This is a genomic window from Enterobacteriaceae bacterium Kacie_13, assembly GCA_013457415.1.
GTDB lineage: Bacteria > Pseudomonadota > Gammaproteobacteria > Enterobacterales > Enterobacteriaceae > Rahnella.
Genome location: CP045665.1, coordinates 109,579 through 135,864, shown reverse-complemented (window position 1 = coordinate 135,864; position 26,286 = coordinate 109,579). Strand labels below are relative to the sequence as shown.

Annotated in this window: 21 protein-coding genes; 14 read left to right on the top strand and 7 right to left on the bottom strand. The window is 53.9% G+C overall.

Annotated features, from left to right (window positions below):
- Window positions 1-32: 32 nt before the first annotated feature.
- Window positions 33-1,037, bottom strand: coding sequence for an N-acetyl-gamma-glutamyl-phosphate reductase (gene argC / locus GE278_00610; protein ID QLK59377.1), 1,005 nt, complete (start codon window positions 1,035-1,037; stop codon window positions 33-35).
- Window positions 1,038-1,259: 222 nt separating this feature from the next.
- On the opposite strand from argC, the gene argE reads away from it, so the two are divergent.
- Together argE and GE278_00600 are read left to right on the top strand one after the other, a co-directional pair.
- Window positions 1,260-2,411 (top strand): acetylornithine deacetylase, encoded by a 1,152-nt coding sequence (gene argE, locus GE278_00605; protein QLK59376.1) that lies wholly within the window; start codon window positions 1,260-1,262, stop codon window positions 2,409-2,411.
- Window positions 2,412-2,712: 301 nt separating this feature from the next.
- Window positions 2,713-5,358 (top strand): phosphoenolpyruvate carboxylase, encoded by a 2,646-nt coding sequence (locus tag GE278_00600; GenBank protein QLK59375.1) that lies wholly within the window; start codon window positions 2,713-2,715, stop codon window positions 5,356-5,358.
- Window positions 5,359-5,433: 75 nt separating this feature from the next.
- Here the strand turns inward: GE278_00600 and metF are convergent, their stop codons facing one another.
- From metF to metB, 3 genes are all read right to left on the bottom strand, one after another.
- Window positions 5,434-6,342: a methylenetetrahydrofolate reductase gene (metF, locus tag GE278_00595; GenBank protein ID QLK59374.1), complete on the bottom strand. Its 909-nt coding sequence runs from the start codon at window positions 6,340-6,342 to the stop codon at window positions 5,434-5,436.
- Between the two features lie 247 nt (window positions 6,343-6,589).
- Window positions 6,590-9,025, bottom strand: a complete 2,436-nt coding sequence (locus tag GE278_00590) for an aspartate kinase (protein QLK59373.1) — start codon at window positions 9,023-9,025, stop codon at window positions 6,590-6,592.
- Between the two features lie 2 nt (window positions 9,026-9,027).
- On the bottom strand, window positions 9,028-10,188 hold the full coding sequence (gene metB / locus GE278_00585) for a cystathionine gamma-synthase (protein ID QLK59372.1): 1,161 nt from the start codon (window positions 10,186-10,188) through the stop codon (window positions 9,028-9,030).
- A gap of 338 nt (window positions 10,189-10,526) precedes the next feature.
- Between metB and metJ the strand changes: the two genes are divergently transcribed.
- Window positions 10,527-10,844: a met regulon transcriptional regulator MetJ gene (gene metJ, locus GE278_00580; GenBank protein ID QLK59371.1), complete on the top strand. Its 318-nt coding sequence runs from the start codon at window positions 10,527-10,529 to the stop codon at window positions 10,842-10,844.
- A gap of 166 nt (window positions 10,845-11,010) precedes the next feature.
- On the opposite strand, the gene rpmE is transcribed toward metJ, so the two are convergent.
- Window positions 11,011-11,223, bottom strand: a complete 213-nt coding sequence (gene rpmE / locus GE278_00575) for a 50S ribosomal protein L31 (protein QLK59370.1) — start codon at window positions 11,221-11,223, stop codon at window positions 11,011-11,013.
- Between the two features lie 201 nt (window positions 11,224-11,424).
- Between rpmE and priA the strand changes: the two genes are divergently transcribed.
- The 7 genes from priA (at window position 11,425) to rraA (ending at window position 19,517) form a co-directional block, all read left to right on the top strand.
- Window positions 11,425-13,620 carry a primosomal protein N' gene (gene priA / locus GE278_00570; protein QLK59369.1) on the top strand — a complete coding sequence of 732 codons (2,196 nt, stop codon included), beginning with the start codon at window positions 11,425-11,427 and terminating at the stop codon, window positions 13,618-13,620.
- Between the two features lie 194 nt (window positions 13,621-13,814).
- Window positions 13,815-14,843: a DNA-binding transcriptional regulator CytR gene (gene cytR, locus GE278_00565; GenBank protein QLK59368.1), complete on the top strand. Its 1,029-nt coding sequence runs from the start codon at window positions 13,815-13,817 to the stop codon at window positions 14,841-14,843.
- Between the two features lie 102 nt (window positions 14,844-14,945).
- Window positions 14,946-15,896, top strand: coding sequence for a cell division protein FtsN (gene ftsN / locus GE278_00560; protein QLK59367.1), 951 nt, complete (start codon window positions 14,946-14,948; stop codon window positions 15,894-15,896).
- Between the two features lie 115 nt (window positions 15,897-16,011).
- A complete protein-coding gene (hslV, locus tag GE278_00555; protein ID QLK59366.1) occupies window positions 16,012-16,542 on the top strand; it encodes an ATP-dependent protease subunit HslV in 531 nt (176 codons plus the stop codon).
- Window positions 16,543-16,554: 12 nt separating this feature from the next.
- The gene (gene hslU, locus GE278_00550) at window positions 16,555-17,889 is read left to right on the top strand and encodes an HslU--HslV peptidase ATPase subunit (GenBank protein ID QLK59365.1); all 1,335 of its coding nucleotides are present in this window, start codon (window positions 16,555-16,557) and stop codon (window positions 17,887-17,889) included.
- Window positions 17,890-17,984: 95 nt separating this feature from the next.
- Complete coding sequence (locus GE278_00545) at window positions 17,985-18,911, top strand: 1,4-dihydroxy-2-naphthoate polyprenyltransferase (protein QLK59364.1); 927 nt, start codon at window positions 17,985-17,987, stop codon at window positions 18,909-18,911.
- Between the two features lie 120 nt (window positions 18,912-19,031).
- Window positions 19,032-19,517 (top strand): ribonuclease E activity regulator RraA, encoded by a 486-nt coding sequence (rraA, locus tag GE278_00540; protein ID QLK59363.1) that lies wholly within the window; start codon window positions 19,032-19,034, stop codon window positions 19,515-19,517.
- Between the two features lie 78 nt (window positions 19,518-19,595).
- Here the strand turns inward: rraA and zapB are convergent, their stop codons facing one another.
- Window positions 19,596-19,835, bottom strand: coding sequence for a cell division protein ZapB (zapB, locus tag GE278_00535; GenBank protein QLK59362.1), 240 nt, complete (start codon window positions 19,833-19,835; stop codon window positions 19,596-19,598).
- A 577-nt stretch (window positions 19,836-20,412) separates the two neighbouring features.
- Here zapB and GE278_00530 point away from each other — a divergent pair.
- The 3 genes from GE278_00530 to glpX all read left to right on the top strand — a co-directional run bounded on the left by GE278_00530 (window position 20,413) and on the right by glpX (window position 23,982).
- The gene (locus GE278_00530; GenBank protein ID QLK59361.1) at window positions 20,413-21,261 is read left to right on the top strand and encodes an MIP family channel protein; all 849 of its coding nucleotides are present in this window, start codon (window positions 20,413-20,415) and stop codon (window positions 21,259-21,261) included.
- Window positions 21,262-21,306: 45 nt separating this feature from the next.
- A complete protein-coding gene (gene glpK / locus GE278_00525) occupies window positions 21,307-22,830 on the top strand; it encodes a glycerol kinase GlpK (GenBank protein QLK59360.1) in 1,524 nt (507 codons plus the stop codon).
- 141 nt (window positions 22,831-22,971) lie between these two features.
- A complete protein-coding gene (glpX, locus tag GE278_00520) occupies window positions 22,972-23,982 on the top strand; it encodes a class II fructose-bisphosphatase (GenBank protein ID QLK59359.1) in 1,011 nt (336 codons plus the stop codon).
- Window positions 23,983-24,046: 64 nt separating this feature from the next.
- Here glpX and emrD read toward each other — a convergent pair whose 3' ends face one another.
- On the bottom strand, window positions 24,047-25,240 hold the full coding sequence (gene emrD / locus GE278_00515; GenBank protein ID QLK59358.1) for a multidrug efflux MFS transporter EmrD: 1,194 nt from the start codon (window positions 25,238-25,240) through the stop codon (window positions 24,047-24,049).
- Window positions 25,241-25,536: 296 nt separating this feature from the next.
- Between emrD and GE278_00510 the strand changes: the two genes are divergently transcribed.
- The gene (locus GE278_00510; GenBank protein ID QLK59357.1) at window positions 25,537-26,283 is read left to right on the top strand and encodes a ferredoxin--NADP(+) reductase; all 747 of its coding nucleotides are present in this window, start codon (window positions 25,537-25,539) and stop codon (window positions 26,281-26,283) included.
- Window positions 26,284-26,286 lie beyond the last annotated feature (3 nt).

Sequence of the window (26,286 nt, the reverse complement as noted above, 5' to 3'; positions counted from 1 at the left end):
TGTTTTCTGTTTGCTGACAATCTGAATGATTGTTAAAGCAGTGATTGCGTTTCCGGGAAGCCAAAGCGGATATTCATACACTGTACCGCCTGTGCCGACGCGCCTTTCAGCACGTTATCTTCCGTCGCCACCACAATCAGATGCTCACCTTTCACGGCAAAACCGATATCGCAGAACGGCAGCCCGACCACGTCTTTCAGCGCCGGTACACCTTGGGTATACAAGCGCACCAGCGGTTTGTCGTGATACGCATTGTGGAAGGCTTCCGCCACGTCCTGCTCCGTCACGCCCGCTTTCAAACGACAGGTGATGGTTGCCAGGATACCGCGCGGGAAGTTGCCCAGATGCGGCGTGAAAATCACGGGCACACCGAGGTGCTCAGCGATTTCAGGTTCATGACGATGGCTGAAGAGTTTGTAAGGTTGCAGGCTAACTTCACAGAAGCTGTTGCCCAATGTGGCTTTACGCCCTGCGCCGCTGACGCCGCTGGTGGCGTTGATCACCGGCCACTGGCTGTCATTGAGCAATCCGTTTTCGATGAGCGGTTTGAGCGCCAGCTGTGACGCAGTCGGGTAACAACCCGGCACGGCGATAAGCTCGGCATTTTTCAGTTTATCCGCCTGCCATTCGGCGAGGCCGTACACGGCTTTATCCAGCAGATCGAGGTGCTGATGCTCAAAACCGTAAAATTCGGTATAAAACTCAGGTTTGCTTACACGGAACGCACCGGACAAATCAAACACTACACAGCCCGCCGCCAGAAACTGCGGAGCCAAATCGTGGCTGACTTCATGCGCGGTCGCGAGAAACACGACATCGACGCCTTTTGCAGCTTCGGCAACATCCGTCAGCGGCAAAACAGGCAGATCGACAATACCTTTTAATTGAGGATGCAAATCAGAAAGCAACTTTCCTGCATCTGCACTTTGCGCTGAAACCGTTAAACCGGTTATGTTCATATGTGGGTGGCGATTCAGGTAAGCAGCGAGTTCAGCTCCGGCATAACCTGTGGCACCAACAATCAGCGTATTCAACATAGGGTCTGTTCACCTTCTCAACTTATCTGTATGGCTTTGCGATACAGGGACTTCAACAGGTAACAGGTGGTCACCGCGTTGTACGCCGCTCACCCGCGAGATTCAGCCGTGTCGTTTTACCTTACCGGAATTTTTCCGGTTTCCTTACGCGCTGGCTTATTGTATTTTTATTCACAATTATTGCATGAATATGAATACTACCCTAACTAAAGGCTGTCAACAGTGAAGATGAAATTACCTCCTTTTATTGAGCTCTATCGGGTGTTAATCGCAACCCCTTCCATCAGCGCAACAGACAGCGCGTTGGATCAGAGCAATGAAACGCTAATCAACTTACTGGCAGGCTGGTTTGGTGATTTGGGTTTTAAAGTAGAAGTGCAGCCCGTGCCGGGAACCCGAAACAAATTCAATATGTTAGCCAGCACTGGCGAAGGTGCGGGTGGTTTGCTGTTAGCCGGTCATACTGACACCGTTCCGTTCGACGATGGACGCTGGACACGCGATCCTTTCACCCTCACCGAGCACGAAAATAAGCTCTACGGTTTGGGTACTGCCGATATGAAAGGTTTCTTCGCCTTTATCCTCGATTCACTGCGTGACGTCGATCTGACTAAACTGACTAAACCGCTGTATATCTTGGCGACCGCCGATGAAGAAACTACCATGGCCGGTGCCAGCTATTTTTCCAAAAACGCTACAATCCGCCCTGACTGCGCGATCATCGGAGAACCGACCTCGCTGAAGCCGGTTCGTGCGCACAAAGGTCATTTATCGAACGCCATCCGCATCACCGGTCAGTCCGGTCACTCAAGCGATCCCTCGCGCGGCGTGAACGCCATTGAGCTGATGCATGAGTCGATTACCCATTTAATGACCCTGCGCAATACGTTGAAAACCCGATACAACCACAGTGGTTTCGTGATCCCGTATCCGACCATGAACTTTGGTCATATCAACGGCGGCGATGCGCCAAACCGCATCTGCGCCTGTTGTGAACTGCATATGGATATCCGCCCGCTTCCGGGTCTGACACTGTCGGAAATCAATGGTCTGCTCAATGAAGCGCTGGAGCCGGTGAGTCAGCGCTGGCCAGGGCGCATCGTGATTGAAGAACTGCATCCGCCGATCCCAGGCTATGAATGCCCGCCGGATCACGCGCTGGTTCAGGTGGTTGAGAAATTGCTGGGTGTGGAAACGGAAATCGTTAACTACTGCACTGAAGCGCCGTTTATTCAGGAACTGTGCCCGACGCTGGTGCTTGGCCCCGGTTCTATCGATCAGGCGCATCAGCCAGATGAATATATTGATACCGCGTTCATTAAACCGACTCGCGAGCTTATATCTCAGGTTGTGCATCACTTCTGTTATCACTGATCCTGAATCAGGGTTGATGAAGAAACAATCAGGGCGCTCCGGGGCGCCCTTTGCTACTGTACAAAACGAGTTCGCAAAAGTGGATTAGCCAAACTGATATCGTCGCGGTTGTAATTAAATTTCAGCGACATTGCTAAAAAGACCATTTTTCACGTGAGTGATCGGGGCTTTTTGGGTTAAAACAGGGGCTGCTTTTGAAAAGTGTGGCCAGGTTGGCAGGGTGAACGGGGCAAGAGTGCCTGACGGGTGAAAGTTATTTACAGAATATAAAAATTAAACGAGAGAACGGGTCAGAGGTGATATGAACGAACAATATTCCGCAATGCGAAGTAATGTCAGTACGTTAGGTAAACTGCTGGGCGATACGATTAAAGATACGTTGGGAGAACATATCCTCGATCGTGTTGAGCAAATTCGTAAACTGTCGAAATCCTCCCGCGCCGGAAACGAAGCGGATCGTCAGGAATTACTGTCAACGCTGCAAAATCTGTCGAATGACGAGCTGTTACCGGTTGCCCGCGCATTCAGCCAGTTTCTGAATTTAGCCAACGTGGCAGAGCAATATCACAGCATTTCGCCGCACGGTGAAGCAGCCAGCAATCCTGAAGCGCTGGCGTTGTTGTTCGAACGTCTGAAATCCAAAAATCTCTCTGATCAGCAACTGCGTGACGCCGTTGACCAGCTTTCCATCGAACTGGTCCTGACCGCGCACCCGACCGAAATCGCCCGCCGGACGCTTATCCATAAACTGGTCGAAGTGAATAACTGCCTCAAGCAGCTCGACCATAACGATCTGGCCGATTACGAACGCAAACAAATTATGCGCCGCCTGCGCCAGTTGATCGCGCAGTCATGGCATACCGATGAAATCCGCAAAAACCGCCCTTCTCCGGTGGATGAAGCCAAATGGGGTTTTGCGGTCGTTGAAAACAGCCTCTGGGAAGGCGTTCCGGCTTTCCTGCGCGAACTGAATGAACAGCTGGAAACCTCGCTGGATTACAAGATGCCGGTGGAAGCAGTACCGGTTCGCTTCACTTCCTGGATGGGGGGGGATCGCGACGGTAACCCGAATGTGACCGCGGATATCACCCGTCACGTGCTGTTGCTGAGCCGCTGGAAAGCGACCGATCTGTTCCTGCGTGATATCGCGGTGCTGGTGTCCGAACTGTCGATGACTGAATGTACGCCTGAGTTGCGCGAGCTGGCTGGTGGCGCCGACATCATCGAGCCGTACCGTGAAATCATGAAACAGTTGCGCACGCAGCTGACCTCTACCCAGGTCTATCTGGAAGCGCGCCTGAAAGGCGAACGCGTGACCCGTCCACATGATTTACTGGTGAAAAATGACCAGCTATGGGCACCGCTGTACGCCTGCTATCAATCTTTGCAGGCCTGCAACATGGGCATCATCGCCAACGGTCAGTTGCTCGATACCCTGCGTCGTGTACGCTGTTTCGGCGTGCCGTTAGTGCGTATCGACGTGCGTCAGGAAAGTACCCGTCACACCGACGCCATTGCAGAAATCACCCGCTATCTGGGGCTGGGGGATTACGAAAACTGGTCTGAATCTGACAAGCAGGCGTTCCTGATCCGCGAACTTAATTCTCAGCGTCCGCTGGTTCCACGTCACTGGGAACCGAGCGCTGACACCAAAGAAGTACTGGATACCTGTCAGGTCATCGCGGAAGCACCGGAAGGCTCTATCGCCGCCTATGTGATTTCTATGGCACGCACACCGTCTGACGTGCTGGCTGTGCATCTGTTGCTCAAAGAAGCGGGTTGCCCGTTCCCGATGCCGGTCGCGCCGCTGTTCGAAACGCTGGACGACCTGAACAATGCCGACGACGTGATGAAGCAGTTGCTGAGCATCGACTGGTATCGCGGTTTCATTCAGGGCAAACAGATGGTGATGATTGGCTATTCCGACTCCGCAAAAGACGCGGGCGTGATGGCGGCATCATGGGCGCAGTATCGCGCGCAGGATGCACTGATCAAAACCTGTGAGAAAGCGGGTATTGCGCTCACACTGTTCCACGGACGCGGCGGTTCTATCGGCCGTGGCGGCGCTCCGGCACAGGCGGCGTTACTATCTCAGCCTCCGGGCAGCCTGAAAGGTGGTTTGCGCGTGACCGAACAGGGCGAGATGATCCGCTTCAAGTTTGGTCTGCCAGAAGTGACCATCAGCAGTCTGGCGCTTTACACCTCCGCCATTCTGGAAGCCAACCTGTTGCCGCCGCCTGAGCCGAAAAAAGCCTGGGTGGACATTATGGAGCAGCTGTCTGACGTATCCTGCAAGATGTACCGTGGTTACATCCGCGAGAACAAAGATTTCGTGCCTTACTTCCGCGCCGCAACGCCGGAACAGGAACTGGCTAAGCTTCCGCTGGGTTCGCGCCCTGCAAAACGTAAAGCCAGCGGCGGCGTCGAAAGCCTTCGCGCTATTCCGTGGATCTTCGCATGGACGCAAAACCGTCTGATGCTGCCTGCCTGGCTTGGTGCGGGTGCCGGTTTGCAGGCCGTGGTGGATGATGGGAAGCGTGACGAGCTGGAAACCATGTGCCGCGACTGGCCATTCTTCTCCACCCGCATCGGGATGCTGGAAATGGTGTTTGCCAAAGCCGACCTGTGGCTGGCGGAATACTACGATCACCGCCTGGTGGAGAAAGAACTGTGGCCGCTCGGTCAGCAACTACGCGATCAGCTGGCCAGCGACATCAAAGTCATTCTGGCGATTTCCAACGACGATCATCTGATGGAAGATTTACCGTGGATTGCTGAATCCATCGCACTGCGTAACGTCTACACCGATCCGCTGAACGTCCTGCAGGCTGAACTGCTGCACCGTTCACGCGAACTGGAAAAAGACGGCAAGCAGGATGCCAATATTGAACAGGCACTGATGGTGACGATTGCCGGCGTGGCGGCGGGTATGCGCAATACTGGCTAGTCTGGCCTGAACGCTTTAAAGCAAAAACCCGCGACTTCGCGGGTTTTTTGTTTTCAGCCTTTTTGATGCAATGAATCAGGCACGAACGGGGACGGCGATTTCAGGGCGAACGCCCAGCGTATGGCAAATCGCATAACTCATTTCTGCACGGTTCAGGGTATAGAAGTGGAAATCCTTCACGCCTTCACGGCTGAGGATTTTCACCATGTCCATCGCGATGTTGGCACCGACCATTTTGCGGGTCTCGGCGTCATCATCCAGCCCTTCAAACATACTGTTCATCCAGTGCGGTACGCGAACGTTAGTCATGGTCGCAAAACGGGTCAGCTGTTTGAAGTTCGAGACTGGCAGAATGCCCGGCACGATTTCCACATCAATCCCCTGACCGGCGCAGCGGTCGCGGAAACGCAGGTAGCTTTCCACGTCGAAGAAAAATTGTGTAATGGCGCGATTAGCACCGGCATCAATTTTACGCTTCAGGTTAATGAGATCTGCCTGCGCGCTTTTCGCTTCCGGGTGAACTTCCGGGTAAGCGGCGACGGAAATATCGAAATCGCCGACTTCTTTCAGCAGATGCACCAGATCGGTCGCGTACATTTCAGGTTTGCCACTGCCCGCAGGCAAATCGCCGCGCAGCGCCACAATGTGACGGATGCCGCTCTGCCAGTAATCCTGTGCAATCTGGCGCAGTTCGTCGCGATTAGCATCGATACAGGTCAGGTGCGGGGCTGCTTCCAGACCTGTACGCTCTTTGATGCCTTTGATGATGCTGTGCGTGCGGTCGCGCTCGCCGGAGTTCGCGCCATAGGTGACGGAAACAAACTTAGGTTTGAGACTGCTCAGACGGTCGATAGAGCTCCACAACGTTTCTTCCATCTCGCTGGTACGCGGCGGGAAAAACTCGAAAGAAACGTTAATCTGACCCTGCAACTCTGCCAGATTTTGATTCAGCGCTTCGCGCTGGTTTGCGTGGAAAAAGCTCATAAACACTACCTCATGGATCACTGCGTTTTTATTATGGTTCGTTATGATAGACGTTTGGACGTCTAAACGTATAGATAGAAAATGACGGAAAGCGGACGAGGTGTCAACGTTAAAATGATGGCAGAGGATGATTAATCTTCACGCAAACTGAAAGAATTTCACTTTGGTGAAAAGGTGCTGTGGGGAAGATGTGGAAAAGTGGAGGTTTTTCACTGCTTCCCCTCCCGGGAGGGGAAGCTGCAAAGGATTACAGAAGTTGCGTCAGGCGGTTAAGGTCTGACTGTAACGCACCTGCGGTAACGTCACGTCCGGCACCCGGCCCGCGGATAACCAGCGGATTGTCGCGATACCAGCGGCTTTCGATAGCAAAGACGTTGTCGCACGGCAGCAAAGACGCCAGAGGATGGTCTTCACGCACCGCTTCAACGCCGACACGCGCTTTGCCATTGGCATCGAAACGCGCCACGTAGCGCAGCACCAGCCCCATTTCCCGGGCCGCTTCCAGACGCTGCAACATTTGCTGGTTCAGCGCCTCGCCGTCTTCAAAGAACTGATCAACAGAACCGGTCGTGCAAGCTGGCGGCACCAGCGATTCCACACGAACCTGAGTCGGTTCGATGTCATAACCCGCCTCACGCGCCAGAATCACCAGCTTGCGCATGACGTCCTGACCCGATAAATCATCGCGCGGATCCGGCTCCGTCAGCCCCTGCTGCCACGCCAGATCGACCAGTTCGGTGAACGGCAGCGTGCCGTCAAATTGCAGGAACAGCCAGGATAACGTGCCGGAGAAAATTCCGCTGATCGCCAGAATGCTGTCGCCACTTTCGCGCAAATCACGCACCGTATGATTAACCGGTAAACCGGCGCCGACGGTGGCGTTATACAGCCAGTGGCTGTCGGTTTTAGAAAACGCATCGCGGATCTGACGGTATTTATTGCTGTCAGACGCGCCCGCCAGTTTGTTGGCGCTGATCACGTGGAAACCGTAGCTGGCGAAATCCAGATACTGATCGGCCAGTTCGGCGCTGGCGGTCACATCCAGCACCACCAGATCGTCGTAAGGATGGGCACGCATCCACAGGAATAGCGACTCTTCGTCGTGCGCCTGCGATTCGTCATCGAAGAAAGCTAGCGCGCGGCTGGCGTCCAACCCGTCGTAATTGAGCAGGCTGCGTTTACTGTCGACCACGCCCGCCAGCACAAACTCAAAGCCGCTGCGGGCGGAAATGTTCTTTTGCTCGCGGGCAAACAATTCCAGCCAGCGCGAACCGATATTACCTTTACCAAACAGCATCAGGCCGATTTGTTTTTCAGCACGGAACAGCGTTTTGTGCAGCCCCTGAATCAGGTGCGCCGTCGGTCCGATGCGCAGAACTGCGACCAGGCTGATGCCATCTTCTGCCTGCCAGATAAACTCAACCGGCTGATCTTTCATTTCCTGATAGAAACGGTGGCTGTGCAGCGGGTTTTTACACACGCCCGCACCGACCAGCGCCACCAGTGCCAGCCCTTCACGCAGCGTCAGACGCCCCGGCAGTGCCGCTTCTTCCAGCACCTGCAATGCACTGCCTGCAACCTCGGAGGTGTAGCAAAGTTGCAGCAGATTCCGGTCAGGATGCACACCGGTGCACAACGGTTTGACCTGCGCGCGCTTGAGCAATAGCTCGACATCTTTCTGTGCCAGACCGAAATCGTGACCGGACGGGATCGCCACTTCGATCAGACAAATATCATCGTGACTGGTGACAATTTTCGCGCCAGTACCAGACGCCAGCACGCGCTCAATGCGCGTCGAGCCCTGCTCCGGCTGATAACTGCAACGCAGCTGTAAATCGATATCACTGCCGGAGACCGGTTGTAAAGTACGGGTGTGCAGAACGGGGGCGGCCAGACGCGCCAGTTCACTGGCTTCATCCAGACGCAGCAACGGCAGCAAACACGCATCTTTCACTTTACGCGGGTCAGCGCTGTACACACCGGCAACGTCGCTCCAGATGGTCACGCGGCTGGCATCGGCCAGTGCGCCGATCTGGGTAGCGGAATAGTCGCTGCCGTTACGGCCAAGCAGCACGGTTTCGCCCGCGTCATTACGCGAGATAAATCCGGTCACTACCAAATATTGCTGAGGATGTTGTGCGAGTAGTTGTTGCAGCAGCGGATAAGAACGGCCTTCATCCACCTGCGGTTGCGCAGCGCGTTCGGCACGCAGGAATTCGCGTGCATCCAGCCAGGCTGCCGGAAGCTCCAGTTTGCACAGTACCGCCGACATCAGGCGGGCCGACCAGATTTCGCCGTGCCCGACCACTTCCGCATAAATCGCGTCGGTTATCTTGCCGTCAAGCAGCACGGCCAGACGTTCAAGATCGTGAATAAAGGAAGCAATAAGCGGTTCGGCCATTTCCGGCGGTAGCAGACCGGAAATCAAATCACTCTGATAGCGGCGCAGTGTCTGCTGGACCTGATGCGCGGAAATCCTGTCGGTCTGGCTCAATTTCAACCAGCTGATCAGCTGGTTCGTCGTGCTGCCCGCCGCCGACACGACCATCATGTCGCCCGGTTTCGCGTACTCGGACATAATGCCTGCGACGCGCAGATAACATTTCACGTCAGCCAGACTGCTACCACCAAATTTGTGCAACTGCCGGCTTCCCGCCGGTGCTGCGACCGCTATTGCATTCATACTTACCTCGTTGCCACTGACTGGAATGCGTGTTCCAGATCAGCAATCAAATCTTCACTGTCTTCAAGACCTACAGAAATACGGAGCAAGCTGTCAGAAATCCCGGCGGCTTTACGCGCCTCAGGCGCCATACCGGCGTGTGTCATGGTGGCGGTATGAGAAATCAGGCTTTCGACACCTCCCAAGGATTCTGCGAGGGTAAATAACTTCAATTCTTTCAGGAAATGACGCAACTGCGCTTCATCACCGTTAAATTCAAAACTGATCATGGCGCCAAAGCCACGTTGCTGACGGCGGGCAATTTCATGCCCCTGGTTTTCCGGCAGCGACGGATGATACAGCTTTTTGACCTGCGATTGCTGTTGTAAATAAGCAACAATCGCCAGTGCATTTTCCTGCTGCTGTTTCACGCGAACCGTTAACGTGCGCAGACCGCGCAGCAACAGATAGCTGTCGAAGGCGGCGGCGGTGACGCCGATGTTATTTGCCCACCAGGCCAGTTCAGTCGCATGTTCAGCGGTCTTAGATATTACCGTACCGGCGACCACATCAGAATGGCCGTTAAGATATTTAGTACAAGAATGAACAACTAAATCCGCGCCGAGCTGCAACGGGTTTTGCAATGCAGGGCTGAGGAAGGTGTTATCAACCACCGTCAGCGCACCCGCTTCATGAGAAGCCGCGCAAATCGCCTGAATATCCACCACACGCAGCAGCGGATTACTTGGGGTTTCGATCAGCACCAGCGCCGGTTTTTCCTTCAGCGCCTCAGCCAGCGCCTGCGGATCGCCCTGATCGACAAACCGCACCCGATACGCGCCGCGCTTGCTCAGGCTGTCGAACAAACGGTAGCTGCCGCCATAGCAGTCGTGCGGAGCCAGCAGTAAATCGCCAGGTTTCAGAAAGACCGTACACACCAGATGAATCGCAGACATGCCACTGCTGGTCAGTACCGCGCCCGCGCCGCCTTCAAGATCCGCCAGTGCACGCTGAGCGATATCACGCGTCGGGTTTCCGCGGCGTGAATAATCGTGGGCTCTTGGCTGATTAAAATCTTCAAAGTTATAGGTGCTGGAAAGCGCGATGGGCGGAACTACACAACCATATTGCTGATCATTGTTCAGGCCACTGCCCACGGCAATGGTGGCTTGCTTATGCGTCATAGTCTTTTCTTCCTGCAATATGCGAAGGGTGAGGACGTAAAGAGTAGCGCCCGGAGTTATAGACGTCAATACATCTGGACATCTAAACTTCTTTGCGTATAGATTGAGCAACGGCCCAATACCCGCTAAAATTATGGCGTTATGAGAATGTCTGGCTGATCGCAGACGCACAGGCCACTGAACACAACCCTGCGTCAGGCGACAAAATGAACAATGCCCAGGGGTAAATCGTGAGATAACCCTGTTAAATACGGACATTTACTTAGTGAGAACAGTGAAAATCGGGCATAATCGCCGGGTTTTCAGAATTTTATTTTTTGATAAATTTAAGGTGTCCCATGGCTGAGTGGAACGGCGAATATGTCAGCCCTTACGCTGAACACGGTAAGAAAAGCGAACAAGTTAAGAAAATTACGGTATCTATTCCGTTGAAAGTCCTCAAAATTCTCACCGATGAACGCACCCGTCGTCAGGTCAACAACCTGCGTCATGCGACCAACAGTGAATTATTGTGTGAGGCTTTCCTGCACGCCTTTACCGGTCAGCCTTTGCCGAATGACGAAGACCTGCGTAAAGAGCGCAGTGATGAAATCCCGGAAGCGGCGAAGATCCTGATGCGTGAACTGGGTGTGGATCCTGATACCTGGGAATATTGATTCACTGATAACGGCCTGAATATCCCGTGCGGACGATTGTGCGGGTTTCAGCGTATCGGATGAGTGAAGCAGGGTGTGATCGGGAAGATTTGTCTGGCGGGAAGTAAAACGACAGGCAACAAAAAAGGCGCCATCGGCGCCTTTTTTTGCTCTCAAGCCAGCAATATTACTTGCTGCTTGGCACGCTGAAACGCTTGTTAAAGCGGTCAACACGGCCACCGGTAGCGACTTCACGTTGCTTACCAGTATAGAACGGGTGGCATTCGCCACAAACGTCCAGGTTCAGGTCGTGACCCACAGTTGAGTGAGTTTTGATAACATTACCGCATGAGCAGTTTGCAGTAATTTCTACGTATTTAGGGTGAATACCTTGTTTCATGGGAAAACCTCTTCTTAAGGCCGCGTCGCTATCCAACCCTGTTCCGTCAGACACCACGCGTAGTGGATGATAGGCTTTAGTACGAAATGCACTAAAGGCGGCGAATCATACAGAATCTCTGATAACCGCGCAATGATGTTCATGCATTTCGAAGGACACAGTGTACACTATCTCGTCATTTTTTTAAAGTCTGGACCCCCGATGCCTGTTGCCCACGTTGCTTTGCCTGTTCCGCTTGCCCGCACTTTCGATTATTTACTGCCGCCAGGAATGCAGGTGACGCAGGGTTGTCGGGTCAGTGTGCCTTTTGGTAAACGCGATGCAATTGGTATTGTGACCAGAATCAGTGAGACCAGCGAGTTTGGCCTTGAGAAGTTAAAGCCTGTACGCGACGTGCTCGACCGCACCAGTCTTTTTACCCCCGATTTATGGCGCATTCTGTTCTGGGCCGCCGACTATTACCATTTCCCGATTGGCGAAGTGCTATTCCACGCGCTTCCGGTGTTGCTGCGTCAGGGGAAACCCGCCGAGCTGACACCGCTTTGGCAGTGGTTTGCCACCGAGCAGGGGCGCGCGACGCCGCTGGATTCGCTTAAACGCGCACCAAAACAGCAGCAGGCCATGGCCGCACTGATGCAAAAACCGGTTTATCGCCATCAGGTCGCCGACCTTGATCTTACCGACACAGCTTTGCAGGCTCTGCGGGCAAAAGGGATGACGGATTTGCGCAGCATCGCGCCCGACGCAGCAGACTGGCGAAAAGATTTTTCGGTTGTCGGCGAGCGTTTACGCCTGAACACTGAACAGGCCACCGCCGTCGGGGCGATCCGCAGTGAAGATCAGCAATTCTCCGCCTGGCTGCTGGCCGGTGTGACCGGTTCAGGCAAGACAGAAGTGTATCTCAGCGTGCTGGAGAACATTCTCGAACAGGGACGGCAGGCGCTGGTGATGGTGCCTGAAATCGGGCTGACGCCGCAGACTATCGCCCGCTTTCGCGAACGTTTCAGCGCGCCGGTGGATGTCCTGCATTCCGGCCTCAATGACAGCGAACGTCTCGCCGTCTGGCTGCGCGCCCGCAATGGTGAAGCGGGTATTGTGATCGGCACGCGTTCTTCACTGTTTACGCCGTTTGCCCGCCTCGGCGTGATCATCATTGATGAAGAACACGACAGCTCTTATAAGCAACAGGAAGGCTGGCGCTATCACGCCCGCGATCTGGCAGTGTACCGCGCTCACGCGGAAAACATCCCGATTATCATGGGTTCGGCAACACCCGCGCTGGAAACGCTGCATAACGTTGAGCTGGGAAAATATCGCCAGCTGAAGCTGACCAAACGTGCCGGTAACGCTAAGCTCGCCCGGCAGAATCTACTCGATCTGAAGGGATTACAGCTAAAAGTCGGGTTGTCGCAGCCGCTTATCCAGAAGATGCACGAACATCTGAAAGCGGATAATCAGGTGATGTTGTTTCTCAACCGCCGTGGCTACGCACCGGCCCTGCTGTGCCATGAATGCGGATGGATCGCCGAATGCCAGCGCTGCGACCACTATTACACTATTCATCAGAACCAGCGTCAGTTACGCTGCCACCACTGCGACAGCCAGCGCGCAGTGCCGCATCAGTGTCCGCACTGCGGCTCGACGCAACTGGTTTCCGTCGGCGTTGGCACAGAACAGCTGGAAAACGAACTCGCGCCGCTGTTCCCCGATACGCCGATTACCCGCATCGACCGCGATACCACCAGCCGTAAGGGCTCGCTGGAACTGCATCTGAACGAAATCCACCGCGGCGGCGCGCGTATTCTTATCGGGACGCAAATGCTGGCGAAAGGCCACCATTTCCCGGACGTTACGCTGGTGTCGTTACTCGACGTCGATGGCGCACTGTTCTCGGCAGATTTCCGCTCAGCTGAGCGTTTTGCTCAGCTGTATACGCAAGTATCTGGTCGCGCCGGACGTGCCGGCAAACAGGGTGAAGTGGTATTGCAAACCCACCACCCGGAACACCCGCTGTTGCAGGTTCTGCTGCAAAAAGGTTATGAAGAATTTGCCCGGCAAACGCTCGCCGAGCGCAAAAGCGTCTTTTTACCGCCATACACCAGCCACATTCTGATCCGCTCTGAAGATCACGATAATCAGCAGGCCCCGCTCTTCCTCCAGCAGTTACGTAACCTGCTGGAATCCAGCCCGCTGAGAGATGATTCACTGTGGATTTTAGGCCCCGTTCCCGCACTCGCAGCTAAACGCAATGGCCGCTTCCGCTGGCAGCTATTATTGCAGCATCCTTCCCGCCGCGTGTTACAGCAGTTGATCAAGAGTTCTCAGCCGCTTATCGCCAGCCTTCCGCAGGCCAGAAAGGTGAAATGGACGCTGGATGTGGATCCCATCGACAGCTAATCCACATAAAAGCGTGGGATTTCTGCGTGATGGATCGAAAAAAAGCATCTGCGTCACACTTTTAATGCAAATTAGGTAACAAATCCTACTCACATTCTGTTTAGAATGTGATGAGCTACACAGCACGCAGGTGTAGCAGGTGAGGAATGTTGATGTTGTCGTGTCCGTTTGATGCAGTTGCAAGGAGAGATGCGTTGGAGCACAAGAAAGAATTACCCGCCGCGACAATGAAAGATGTGGCTGAACAGGCAGGCGTTTCAACAGCAACGGTATCCCGCGCGTTAATGAATCCGGAAAAAGTTTCCGCCTCCACCCGTCAAAAAGTGGATCAGGCAGTCATGGCTGTGGGTTATTCCCCTCATGCCATGTCGCGCAATTTAAAACGCAACGAATCACGTACGATTCTGGTGATCGTCCCGGACATCTGCGATCCGTTTTTCGCGGATCTGATCCAGGGGATCGAGCATACGGCGGCGAAAAGTGGCTATCTGGTACTGATCGGCGACTGCGCTCATCAGAACCAGCAGGAAAAAACCTTCATCAATCTGATCATCACTAAGCAAATTGACGGCATGCTGCTGCTCGGCTCCGATTTACCGTTCGACGCCAGCAAAGAAGAACAGCGTAATTTGCCACCGATGGTGATGGCCAACGAATTTGCCCCGGAACTCGAGCTGCCGACCGTACATATCGACAACCTGACCGCCGCCTTCGAAGCCGTACATTATCTGCTTAAGCTCGGGCATCAGCGTATTGCCTGCATTGCAGGCCCGAAACACATGCCGCTTTGTCAGTATCGCTCACAGGGCTACGTACAGGCGCTGCGCCGTAATGGCATGAGCGTCGAAAGTGCGCTGACCGTGCATGGCGATTTTAGCTATGAATCAGGCGCACAAGCAGTTATTGAGCTGATGTCACTGCCCAAGCCGCCAACGGCAATTTTCTGTCATAACGACGTGATGGCGATTGGCGCGATGTTCCAGGCAAAAAAAATGGGACTGAATATTCCGAAAGATCTGTCGATTGTCGGCTTCGATGACATCAAAGCCAGCCAGTTCACTGATCCTCCGCTGACGACCGTGGCGCAGCCCAGATTCCAGCTTGGTCGTCAGGCCATGTTATTATTACTTGAACAGCTACAAGGTAATCTGGGACAAAACGGTTCACTGCTGCTTGATAGCGAACTGGTGGTTCGTGAAAGTACTGCGGCACCCAAAGCGTGAGTTGTTTTTTATCCAATCATGAAGTTTTAATTTCAGTAAATGTTCAGGGTTAAGTAACATGACGCACTTCTTCTTTAATCATCACGACACAGCGAAACGATAGTGGCACAGAAAGACTATGTAAGCCGTGGGCGCTCAGGAGCGCGGCGGAAAAGTACCAGCCGGAGTAAAAAACGCAATTCCACAACGATCTCCAAAACCATGGTGGTGTTAGCCGTTGCGGTGCTGGTGGTGTTTGTCGGTGGCCTCTATTTTATTGCTCACAATAAGCACGAAGAAGCCGTCGTCGTGCCAACGCATCCTGTTCGTCCAGGTAACGGCTTGCCGCCTAAACCGGAAGAACGCTGGCGCTATATTAAAGAACTTGAAAATCGTCAGATGGGCGTGACCACGCCGACGGAACCGACGGCGGGCGGTCAGGTCGAATCTAAAACACAACTGACGCCGGAACAGCGCCAGCTGCTTGAGCAAATGCAGGCCGATATGCGCCAGACGCCAACGCAGCTGTCTGAAGTCCCTTATAACGATCCGAATCAGGCCACACGCACCGCGCCAGTGCAGCGTCAGGTACAACAGCAGCAGCCGACCTATACACAGCCGCAGGTGCAAACCCAGCCTCGTCAGGTACAGCAGCAGCCAACGTATACGCCGCAGACACAGCCAGTACGCGCGCCCCAGGCTCAGGTCCAGACGCAACCGGTGCAGCCGAAGCCAAAACCGGTGCCGAAAGAAACTGTGAAAGAGCAACCGAAGGAACAGCCTAAAACGCAGCAACCGGCCGCTATCACGCAGGTTGCGCCCGAGAAGCCAAAAGAGCAGGAAAAAACCCAGCGCTTTATGGTTCAGTGCGGCTCATTCCACGGTACCGAACAGGCAGAATCCCAGCGCGCCAAGCTGGCCTTCGAAGGTTTTGAAGGCCGCATCACCACCGGCGGTGGCTGGAATCGCGTCGTGATCGGCCCGTATAACAATCGTTCAGGTGCTGACAGCACCTTAGCCCGCCTGAAGAACGCAGGCATCTCCGGTTGCATTCCCCTCGCAACCGGGGGTTGAAAACCCGTAATCCTTCCCCAATCTATACTTTCAATATGCCCCGTAAGCTTGTGAGACACACAGCGTGTCCCACAAGCCTGCGGGGATCTTTCCCGTCTGCAACGAGGAACCGCTCGTGACAACAATTGTAAGTGTACGCCGCAACGGCAAGGTCGTTATCGGTGGTGATGGTCAGGCCACATTGGGAAATACCGTCATGAAAGGCAACGTCAAAAAAGTACGTCGCCTGTATAACGATAAAGTGATCGCGGGCTTTGCCGGCGGTACCGCTGATGCCTTCACGCTGTTTGAGCTGTTCGAGCGCAAACTGGAAATGCACCAGGGTCATCTGGTGAAAGCTGCCGTGGAACTGGCGAAAGACTGGCGTACCGACCGTATGCTACGTCGTCTGGAAGCGCTGCTGGCGGTCGCCGATGAAAATGCCTCGCTGATTATCAGCGGAAACGGTGACGTGATTCAGCCCGAAAACGATCTGATAGCGATTGGTTCCGGTGGACCTTATGCACAGGCTGCTGCCCGCGCGCTGCTGGAAAACTCCGAGCTGGGCGCGCGTGATATCGTCGAAAAATCGCTGAGCATCGCCGGTGACATCTGCATCTACACCAACCAATTCCACACCATCGAAGAATTGTCTTCTAAAGCGTAAGGATCGAAAATTATGTCTGAGATGACCCCGCGCGAGATCGTCAGCGAACTAGACAGCTACATCATTGGCCAGGACAAAGCGAAACGCGCCGTGGCCATTGCGTTGCGTAACCGCTGGCGCCGCATGCAGCTCGACGAAGCGCTGCGCCATGAAGTCACCCCGAAAAACATTCTGATGATCGGTCCGACCGGTGTGGGTAAAACCGAAATCGCACGCCGTCTGGCGAAACTGGCAAATGCGCCGTTTATCAAAGTTGAAGCAACGAAATTCACCGAAGTCGGTTACGTCGGGAAAGAAGTGGATTCTATTATCCGCGATCTGACTGATTCCGCCGTGAAAATGATCCGTCTGCAATCCATCGACAAAAACCGTTATCGCGCCGAAGAACTGGCCGAAGAGCGCATTCTTGATGTCCTGATCCCGCCTGCCAAAAACAACTGGGGCCAGCCGGACGAAGCGCAGGAACCTTCTGCCGCGCGCCAAAACTTCCGCAAAAAACTGCGTGAAGGTCAGCTCGACGACAAAGAAATCGAAATCAGTCTGGCTTCCGGTCCGATGGGCGTAGAAATTATGTCCCCTCCGGGCATGGAAGAAATGACCAACCAGCTGCAGTCTATGTTCCAGAACATGGCCGGGCAAAAACAGAAACCGCGTAAACTGAAAATCAAAGAAGCCTACAAGCTGCTGATCGAAGAAGAAGCGGCGAAACTGGTGAATCCGGAAGACCTGAAAGAACAGGCGATTGAAGCTGTTGAGCAGCACGGTATCGTGTTCATCGATGAAATCGACAAAATCTGTAAACGCGGCGGACAGAGCTCAGGCCCTGATGTATCCCGCGAAGGTGTTCAGCGCGATCTGCTGCCGCTGGTGGAGGGTTGTACGGTTTCCACCAAGCACGGCATGGTGAAAACAGATCACATTCTGTTTATTGCCTCCGGTGCTTTCCAGACAGCAAGCCCGTCCGATCTAATCCCAGAATTGCAGGGTCGTCTGCCGATCCGTGTGGAACTGCAGGCGCTGTCGACGGAAGACTTCGAACGCATCCTGACCGAGCCAAGTGCCTCCCTGACTCATCAGTACAAAGCATTGATGGCGACCGAAGGTGTGACGATTGATTTTACCGCTGACGGCATCCGTCGTATCGCTGAAGCGGCATGGCAGGTAAACGAAACCACCGAGAACATTGGTGCGCGTCGTCTGCATACCGTTCTGGAGCGTCTGATGGAAGATATCTCTTACGACGCCAGCGAAAGCAGCGGTATTTCCATAAACATTGATGCAGATTATGTTAGAAGCCACCTTGATCAGCTGGTAGCTGATGAAGATCTGAGCCGTTTCATCTTATAATTTGCTCATACGTTCCGAAAGTGATCTTCAGGGAGGCGTTTGCCTCCCTGTTTTTTTAGATTTCGGACTGACTTGTTCACCTGAGCGAATCCACTATGAGCACTATGACTCCCTGCACTCCGACGACGCCCGCCCGCGCCTGGCTCGAAAGCCTGCGTCCTAAAACGTTGCCTCTGGCTTTTGCCTCTATCGTCATGGGTTCGGCAATTGCCAGCCTGCAAGGCGTTTTTCATCCGCTGACGGCCCTGCTGGCGCTGCTCACTGCCGGGTGTCTGCAAATTCTGTCAAATCTGGCGAATGATTATGGCGATGCAGAAAAAGGCAGTGATACGCCGGATCGCGTCGGGCCGTTGCGCGGGATGCAAAAAGGGATGATTACGGCCGCACAGATGAAACGCGCCATTATGCTGACCATCGCACTGACAATCGTCTGCGGCATCGCGCTCATCGCCGTGGCGTGTCACAAGCCGAGCGATGTGGTCGGTTTCCTCATCCTCGGCCTGCTGTCGATTGGCGCGGCGATCACTTACACCGTCGGCACACGTCCTTACGGTTATATGGGCCTCGGGGATATCTCGGTACTGATTTTCTTCGGCTGGATCAGCGTAGCAGGGACGTTCTATTTACAGGCGGGATATTTCGACTGGATCGTGATGCTGCCGGCCACGGCGACCGGTTTGCTGTCGACTGCAGTGCTCAACATCAACAATTTGCGCGATATCGAAACCGACAGCGCCAACGGCAAGAATACGCTGGCTGTACGCCTTGGGCCGGTAAATGCCCGCCGCTATCACACCATCATTCTCAGCGCGGCAACGCTGTGTCTGGCAATATTCTCTGCCATTCACCTGCACCACTGGACCGGCTGGCTATTCCTTCTTGCGCTGCCAATGCTGGCTGTCCACATCAAGCGCGTGAATCACGCCAAAACGTCGCTGGAAGTTCGCCCTCTGCTGGAGCACATGGTTAAAGCCGCGTTACTGACTAACGTATTGTTTGCGGTGGGTCTGTTACTCAATTGATGAAAAGTGGCCGGGCGTGCGCTAATCACACTGCTTTTCGCATTTAACAATTGATGATTTTGCCAACATCCGCGGTAAAGGGATATACTGAACACTCATGCAGCAACCAGATGAAATCCTATGAAATACGATACTTCCGAACTTTGCGATATCTACCATGAAGAAGTGAATGTTGTCGAACCCCTGTTCTCCAACTTTGGCGGGCGTACTTCATTTGGCGGGCAAATCACGACAGTGAAGTGTTTCGAAGACAATGGCTTGCTTTATGACCTGCTGGAAGAAAATGGCCGTGGCCGTGTGCTGGTGGTCGATGGCGGGGGTTCTGTTCGTCGTGCATTGCTCGATGCAGGTCTGGCACGTCAGGCACTGCAAAACGAATGGGAAGGCATTTTGATTTACGGTGCGGTTCGTCAGGTGGACGATCTGGAAGAGCTCGATATTGGCATTCAGGCCATGGCAGCGATCCCGGCAGGCGCAGGCAGTGAAGGGATCGGCGAAAGCGACATTCGTGTCAATTTCGGCGGCGTCACCTTCTTCTCCGGTGACCATCTGTATGCCGATAACACCGGTATCATCCTGTCCGAAGACCCGCTCGATATCGAATAACCTTTGCTTTCAGCGACAAAAAAGGACGCCTGAGCGTCCTTTTTTATGCTTAAAAATCAAGCGCAACGGCCGAAGTCCTCAGACTTCTTCCATTTTTCCCAACAGTGCACGCAGACGATCCTGCCACACGTGTTGTTCTTCTTTCAGTTGCGCATTTTCACGCACCAGCGACTCGTGATTACCACTCGCCTGCTGAACTTCATGAGACAGAGTGTTGTTCTGCTCTTTCAGTTCTTCGATTTCCATCTGCAACAGAGTAATGGTATCGATCGCTTGCTGAACTTTAGCTTCTAGTTTCTCAAATACTTCAAATGACATTTTTCGGTCCCCTTATGTTCGCAAGGCGCACATCTTATGTTCTGCCGCATCGTCCGGACACGGCTCAAAAATTCCTGCACTCCGTCGATTTTTATAACAAATTCAAACCAGAAAAACGTCTGAACCCTTCAAAACCGGCGGGTGTCTTAACGGGTGATTGTATGTAGCCAGCCATGCCCTGTCTAGCAAGAACCCCTTTCTGCACGCAGTCTGTTGCAATTTTAACGGGCCGGGTATCAGGAAATGCTTAAAAAGCAGAGGCACTCACCAGAAATGTCACCGAATACCGAATACTCTGAGCGCCGCGCTGACATGCGCGCTGAGTGGAAACGCCTTCGCTAAGGTGTCACGGCGTGGACTTTTTACCCGTCAGCATGACCTTTGAACACGCGAAATCGCTCATTTTTATGACACAACACACAAATATTGATTTCGCTATTTCTCGTTTATGCTCGTTAACGATAAATTCACATTACGTTCTCATTTAATGATGAACGGCAAAATCCGATTACGTTCACGTACGCAAGACAGAAAAACTATAACTAACCATTAACATCATCCTTAGCAGGATCAAACTATGAGCCAAACCATGAGTTCCACATTAAAAGGTCAGTGCATCGCTGAGTTTCTGGGTACCGGGCTTATCATTTTCTTTGGCGCAGGCTGTGTTGCTGCGCTGAAACTTGCCGGAGCATCCTTTGGCCAGTGGGAAATCAGTATCGTCTGGGGATTCGGTGTGGCAATGGCCATTTACCTGACCGCCGCGATTTCGGGCGCACATCTGAACCCGGCTGTAACCGTCGCATTATGTTTGTTCGCGAACTTTGAAGGACGCAAAGTTCTGCCTTACATCATCGCGCAAGTCGCAGGCGCCTTCTGCGCAGCGGCACTGGTTTACGGCCTTTACTACAACCTGTTCTTCGATTTCGAGCAAAGCCACAACATGGTGCGCGGCAGTGTGGAAAGTCTGGATCTGGCCGGTATTTTCTCGACCTATCCAAACCCACACATCAGCGTGCTTCAGGCCTTCCTGGTTGAAACGGTGATCACCGCTGTTCTGATGGCACTGATCCTCGGCCTGACCGACGACGGTAACGGTCTTCCGCGTGGCCCGCTGGCTCCGCTGCTGATCGGTATTCTGATTGCGGTCATCGGTGCATCCATGGGCCCACTCACCGGCTTCGCCCTGAACCCGGCACGTGACTTCGGTCCAAAACTGTTCGCTTTCTTTGCGGGCTGGGGCAAAGTGGCCTTCACTGGCGCACGTGATATCCCTTACTTCCTGGTACCGATTTTTGGTCCGTTACTGGGCGCTATACTGGGTGCCGCAGGCTATAAAGCTCTGATTAGCCGCCATCTGCCGCATCAGATTAACAATATTGCGGAAGACAAGGCACAGCAGCCTACCAAACAGCGTAAGGCCTGATCGGCTAAACTGTTCCATAGCTTACTTATTCGCAGGATGAAAATTATGTCAGCAGATACGACTCACGAAAAAAAATATATCGTCGCGCTCGACCAGGGTACGACCAGCTCACGCGCCGTGGTTCTGGATCACGATGCCAACATCGTCAGCGTTTCGCAGCGCGAATTCACCCAGATCTACCCGAAATCCGGCTGGGTAGAACACGACCCAATGGAAATCTGGTCATCGCAAAGCTCAGTATTGGTAGAAGTGCTGGCGAAAGCCGACATCAATTCAGACCAGATCGCCGGTATCGGTATCACCAACCAGCGTGAAACCACCATCGTTTGGGAAAAAGAAACCGGCAAGCCTATTTACAACGCGATCGTATGGCAATGCCGCCGTACTGCTGATATCTGTGAAAAGCTGAAGAAAGATGGGATGGAAGAGTACATCCGTCACAACACCGGCCTGGTGGTTGACCCGTACTTCTCCGGTACCAAACTAAAATGGATCCTCGACAACGTTGAAGGCTCCCGCGAACGCGCTGCCCGCGGCGAATTGCTGTTCGGTACTGTCGATACCTGGCTGGTATGGAAAATGACTCAGGGACGCGTTCACGTTACCGATTACACGAACGCCTCTCGTACCATGATGTTCAACATTCATAATCTGGAATGGGACGAACGCATGCTGGAAGTGCTGGATATCCCGCGCGCCATGCTGCCGGAAGTCCGTCCTTCTTCTGAAATTTACGGCCAGACCAACATTGGTGGTAAAGGCGGTACGCGTATTCCAATCGCCGGTATTGCTGGTGACCAGCAGGCTGCGCTGTATGGCCAGCTGTGCGTACAACCGGGTATGGCGAAAAATACCTACGGTACCGGCTGCTTCTTGCTGATGAATACCGGTACAGAAGCCGTGACATCGAAAAATGGCCTGCTGACCACCATCGCCTGCGGTCCGCGTGGCGAGGTGAACTATGCGCTGGAAGGTGCGGTCTTCGTCGGCGGTGCCTCCATTCAGTGGCTGCGTGACGAGCTGAAACTGATCAGCGACGCGACAGACTCCGAATATTTCGCCAGCAAAGTGAAAGACACCAACGGCGTTTACGTGGTGCCTGCCTTCACCGGCCTCGGCGCGCCTTACTGGGACCCGTATGCCCGTGGCGCGATCTTCGGCCTGAGCCGTGGCGCGAACAGCAACCACATCATCCGTGCAACGCTGGAATCCATCGCTTACCAGACCCGCGACGTGCTCGACGCGATGCAGGCTGATTCAGGCACCCGCCTGCAATCCTTGCGCGTGGACGGCGGCGCAGTCGCCAACAACTTCCTGATGCAATTCCAGTCAGACATTCTTGGCACACGCGTTGAACGCCCTGCCGTTCTGGAAGTTACCGCGCTGGGTTCAGCCTTCCTTGCCGGTCTGGCCGTCGGTTTTTGGAACGATCTGGACGAAGTGCGCAGCAAAGCCACCATCGAACGTGAATTCCGCCCAAGTATTGAAACGACAGAACGTAATGTTCGATACAAAGGCTGGCAGAAAGCCGTCGCCCGCGTTCGTTCATGGGAAGATCACGACGAATAATTGTCAGGTTTGAACGCCAGTACCCTTTCTGAAACTCCCCGTCTGGGGAGTTTTTTTATGCCTCTTTCCCACTGTGCTAAAATCCTCGCACAGATGAGCCATAGCTCACCGACCTCTTTTTTTCTTTCTACAGGCTTTCCAATGAAACGTGAATTAGCAATCGAGTTCTCCCGTGTGACCGAAGCGGCCGCGCTTGCCGGTTATAAGTGGCTAGGCCGTGGCGACAAAAACCTCGCCGACAACGCCGCCGTTCAGGCGATGCGCATCATGCTCAACAAAGTCGATATCGATGGCACCATCGTGATTGGCGAAGGGGAAATTGATGAAGCGCCGATGCTGTACATCGGTGAAAAAGTCGGTACCGGCAACGGCGACGCGGTGGATATCGCGGTTGACCCGATTGAAGGCACGCGCATGACGGCGATGGGCCAGTCCAACGCACTGGCAGTGTTGGCGGTAGGTGATCAGGGCTCATTTCTGAATGCGCCTGACATGTACATGGAAAAAATCGCCGTCGGCCCTGGTGCCAAAGGTGCGATTAATCTGGATCTGACGCTGGCGGAAAATCTGGCAAACATTGCCAACGCGCTAAACAAACCGCTGACCGACCTGACCGTCGCCGTGCTGGCAAAACCGCGTCACGATGAAGCAATCCGTGAAATGCTCGCCGCCGGTGTCCGCGTATTTGCTTTCCCGGACGGCGACGTCGCCGCAACCATACTGACCTGTATGCCGGAGAGTGAAGTCGATGTGTTGTACGGCATCGGCGGCGCACCGGAAGGCGTGATTTCGGCCGCGGTGATCCGTGCGCTGGATGGTGACATGCAGGGCCGTTTACTGGCGCGTCATGACGTGAAAGGCGATACGCCGGAAAACCGCCGCATGGGCGAAGAGGAGTTGGCGCGCTGTAAAGCGATGGGCATCGAAGCGGGCAAAGTTCTGAAGCTCGATGATATGGCGCGCAATGATAATGTGATCTTCTCGGCAACCGGCATCACTAAGGGCGATTTGCTGGAAGGCATCAGCCGTCAGGGCAATATGGCGACCACCGAAACCCTGCTGATCCGTGGTAAATCCCGCACCATCCGCCGTATCCGTTCAACCCATTATCTCGATCGTAAAGACGCTGCGCTGCACGAATTTATTATCTGACCCGACGCCTGAAAAATAAAAAGCAGAGCAACTGGCTCTGCTTTTTATTGGCCTGAAAAAAAGATTATACCGTATGGCCCTGCTCTTGCTGGCGGTTGGACATCGGCCACCAACACAACAAAATCAGTAACGACATCGCAAACATCAGCAGGCCAAGACTGAACTGACCGGTTTGCGGCAACATAGCCGACATCCACGCCACCAGCCCGGATCCCATATTCTGCAATCCACCCACCAGCGCACCCGCCGCGCCCGCGAGATAGGGGAAAGGCTCCATCGCACCCGTCGTCGCCAGCGGGAATAACATCCCGGCGCCGAAGAAGAATAAAGATGCCGGAACGATCAGCGTCCAGATGTTCATGATGCCAAGCCAGCCGGGGATCCACATGGTCAGCCCCGCCAGCAAACAGCTGATAACAGAATGCCACATCAGCTGCTGGAAGCTTTTCTCCGAACGACCGGCATACCAGGCACCGAAAAATGCCGCCGGGATCGGCAGGATAAACAGAATGCTGACCATCAGCCCGCTCAGACCCAGTACGCCGCCCATCAGTACGCCACAGCTGGCTTCAAACACCGCCACACCAGCCAAAGCGCCCACCAGCATCACCAGATAACGGCTGAAGTTGCCGTCGGCCAGCAGAAGACGCAGGCTGCTCAGCATTTTACGTGGCTGATGATCGGCGGTGAATGCCGGACGCGTCTCCGGCAGCCAGCGGTACATTGAGAATGCCACGCCGGCACACAGGATCAGCAGGAAACCAAAACTGGCACGCCAGCCTAACCATGCCGAAAGCGCACCACCAATGACTGGTGCCATCAGCGGGCTGACCAGAATGCCCATATTCAGCAGGCTATTGGCATGACGTAATGCCCCGCCGCTGTACAGATCGCGCGGCATGGTGCGCGCCATCACACCCGCCACACCAGTGCCCATTCCCTGAACGGCGCTGGCGACGATCAACATATTCAGACTGGAGGACATCATCGCGCCAGCCGCACCTATCAGAAAAATCATCAGCCCGGTCAGGATCACCGGCCTGCGGCCAATGTTGTCAGACAACGGCCCATAAACCAGCTGCGAAGCACCATAGGTGATCAGATACGCCGCCATCACCCGCTGCACCGCGCCCGGTTTGACCGACAGACTGGTCGCCATATCCGCGATGTTCGGCACGTAAATGGTTTGCGCCATTTGTCCGACTGCCACCAGCAAAATCAACATCACTAGCAGGTGAATGTTTTCCAGGTTTTTCATTTTTCAGTTCATTATCAAATAGAGTAGGGAAAGTGCAGAATAAATAACCGCTAATTTGAGCCTGTTACGGCGGCGCATAAGTTAACAAATTAAGATGAATAAGCGAGGATTACGGCAAACTCTCCTGCGCACCCGCTGGCAGCGGCAGGAGCCAGTGGTGTAACGCAAAGTGTACGGAATTCGACAGGAGATCACGGCGAAGGAACAGACTGATAACATTTAACCGATAAGGGAACGGAAAAAATTGAAATAAAATCAGCAGCTATATTCGGTAATCAAAAAAGACGGGAGTTTTTATGGCTGACTGGGTCACGGGAAAAGTCACAAAAGTTGAGCACTGGACGGACAATTTGTTCAGCATCACGGTCAATGCGCCAGTCGATCCTTTCACCGCAGGCCAGTTTGCCAAACTCTCGTTAGAACTCGGCGGCGAGCGGGTACAGCGCGCCTATTCTTATGTTAATCCGCCGTCCAGCAGCAATCTGGAGTTTTATCTGGTCAACGTGCCGGAAGGAAAACTCAGCCCGCGTCTGCACGTGATGCAGCCTGGTGATGAAATTCAGGTCACGAAAGAGGCTGCCGGTTTCTTCGTCATTGATGAAGTGCCGGAGTGCGAGCAGCTGTGGATGCTGGCGACCGGCACCGCCATCGGACCGTATTTATCAATATTGCAGGAAGGCAAAGGACTGGAGCGATTCAAAAATATCGTTTTGGTGCATGCCGCGCGTTTCGCTGCCGATCTCAGTTATCTGCCCCTGATGCAGGCACTTCAGCGCCGTTATGAAGGCAAACTTCACATTCAGACCGTTGTCAGCCGTGAAGAAATCTCTGGTTCATTGACCGGTCGTGTACCCGCGCTGATTGAAAACGGCGCGCTCGAAGAGGTGGTCGGCCTGAAAATGCTCGCCGACGACAGTCACGTTATGCTGTGCGGCAATCCGCAAATGGTACGCGATACCCAACAGGTGCTGAAAGAGACACGGGGTATGCGAAAACATCTCAAACGCAAACCGGGACACATGACCAGCGAGCATTACTGGTAGCCC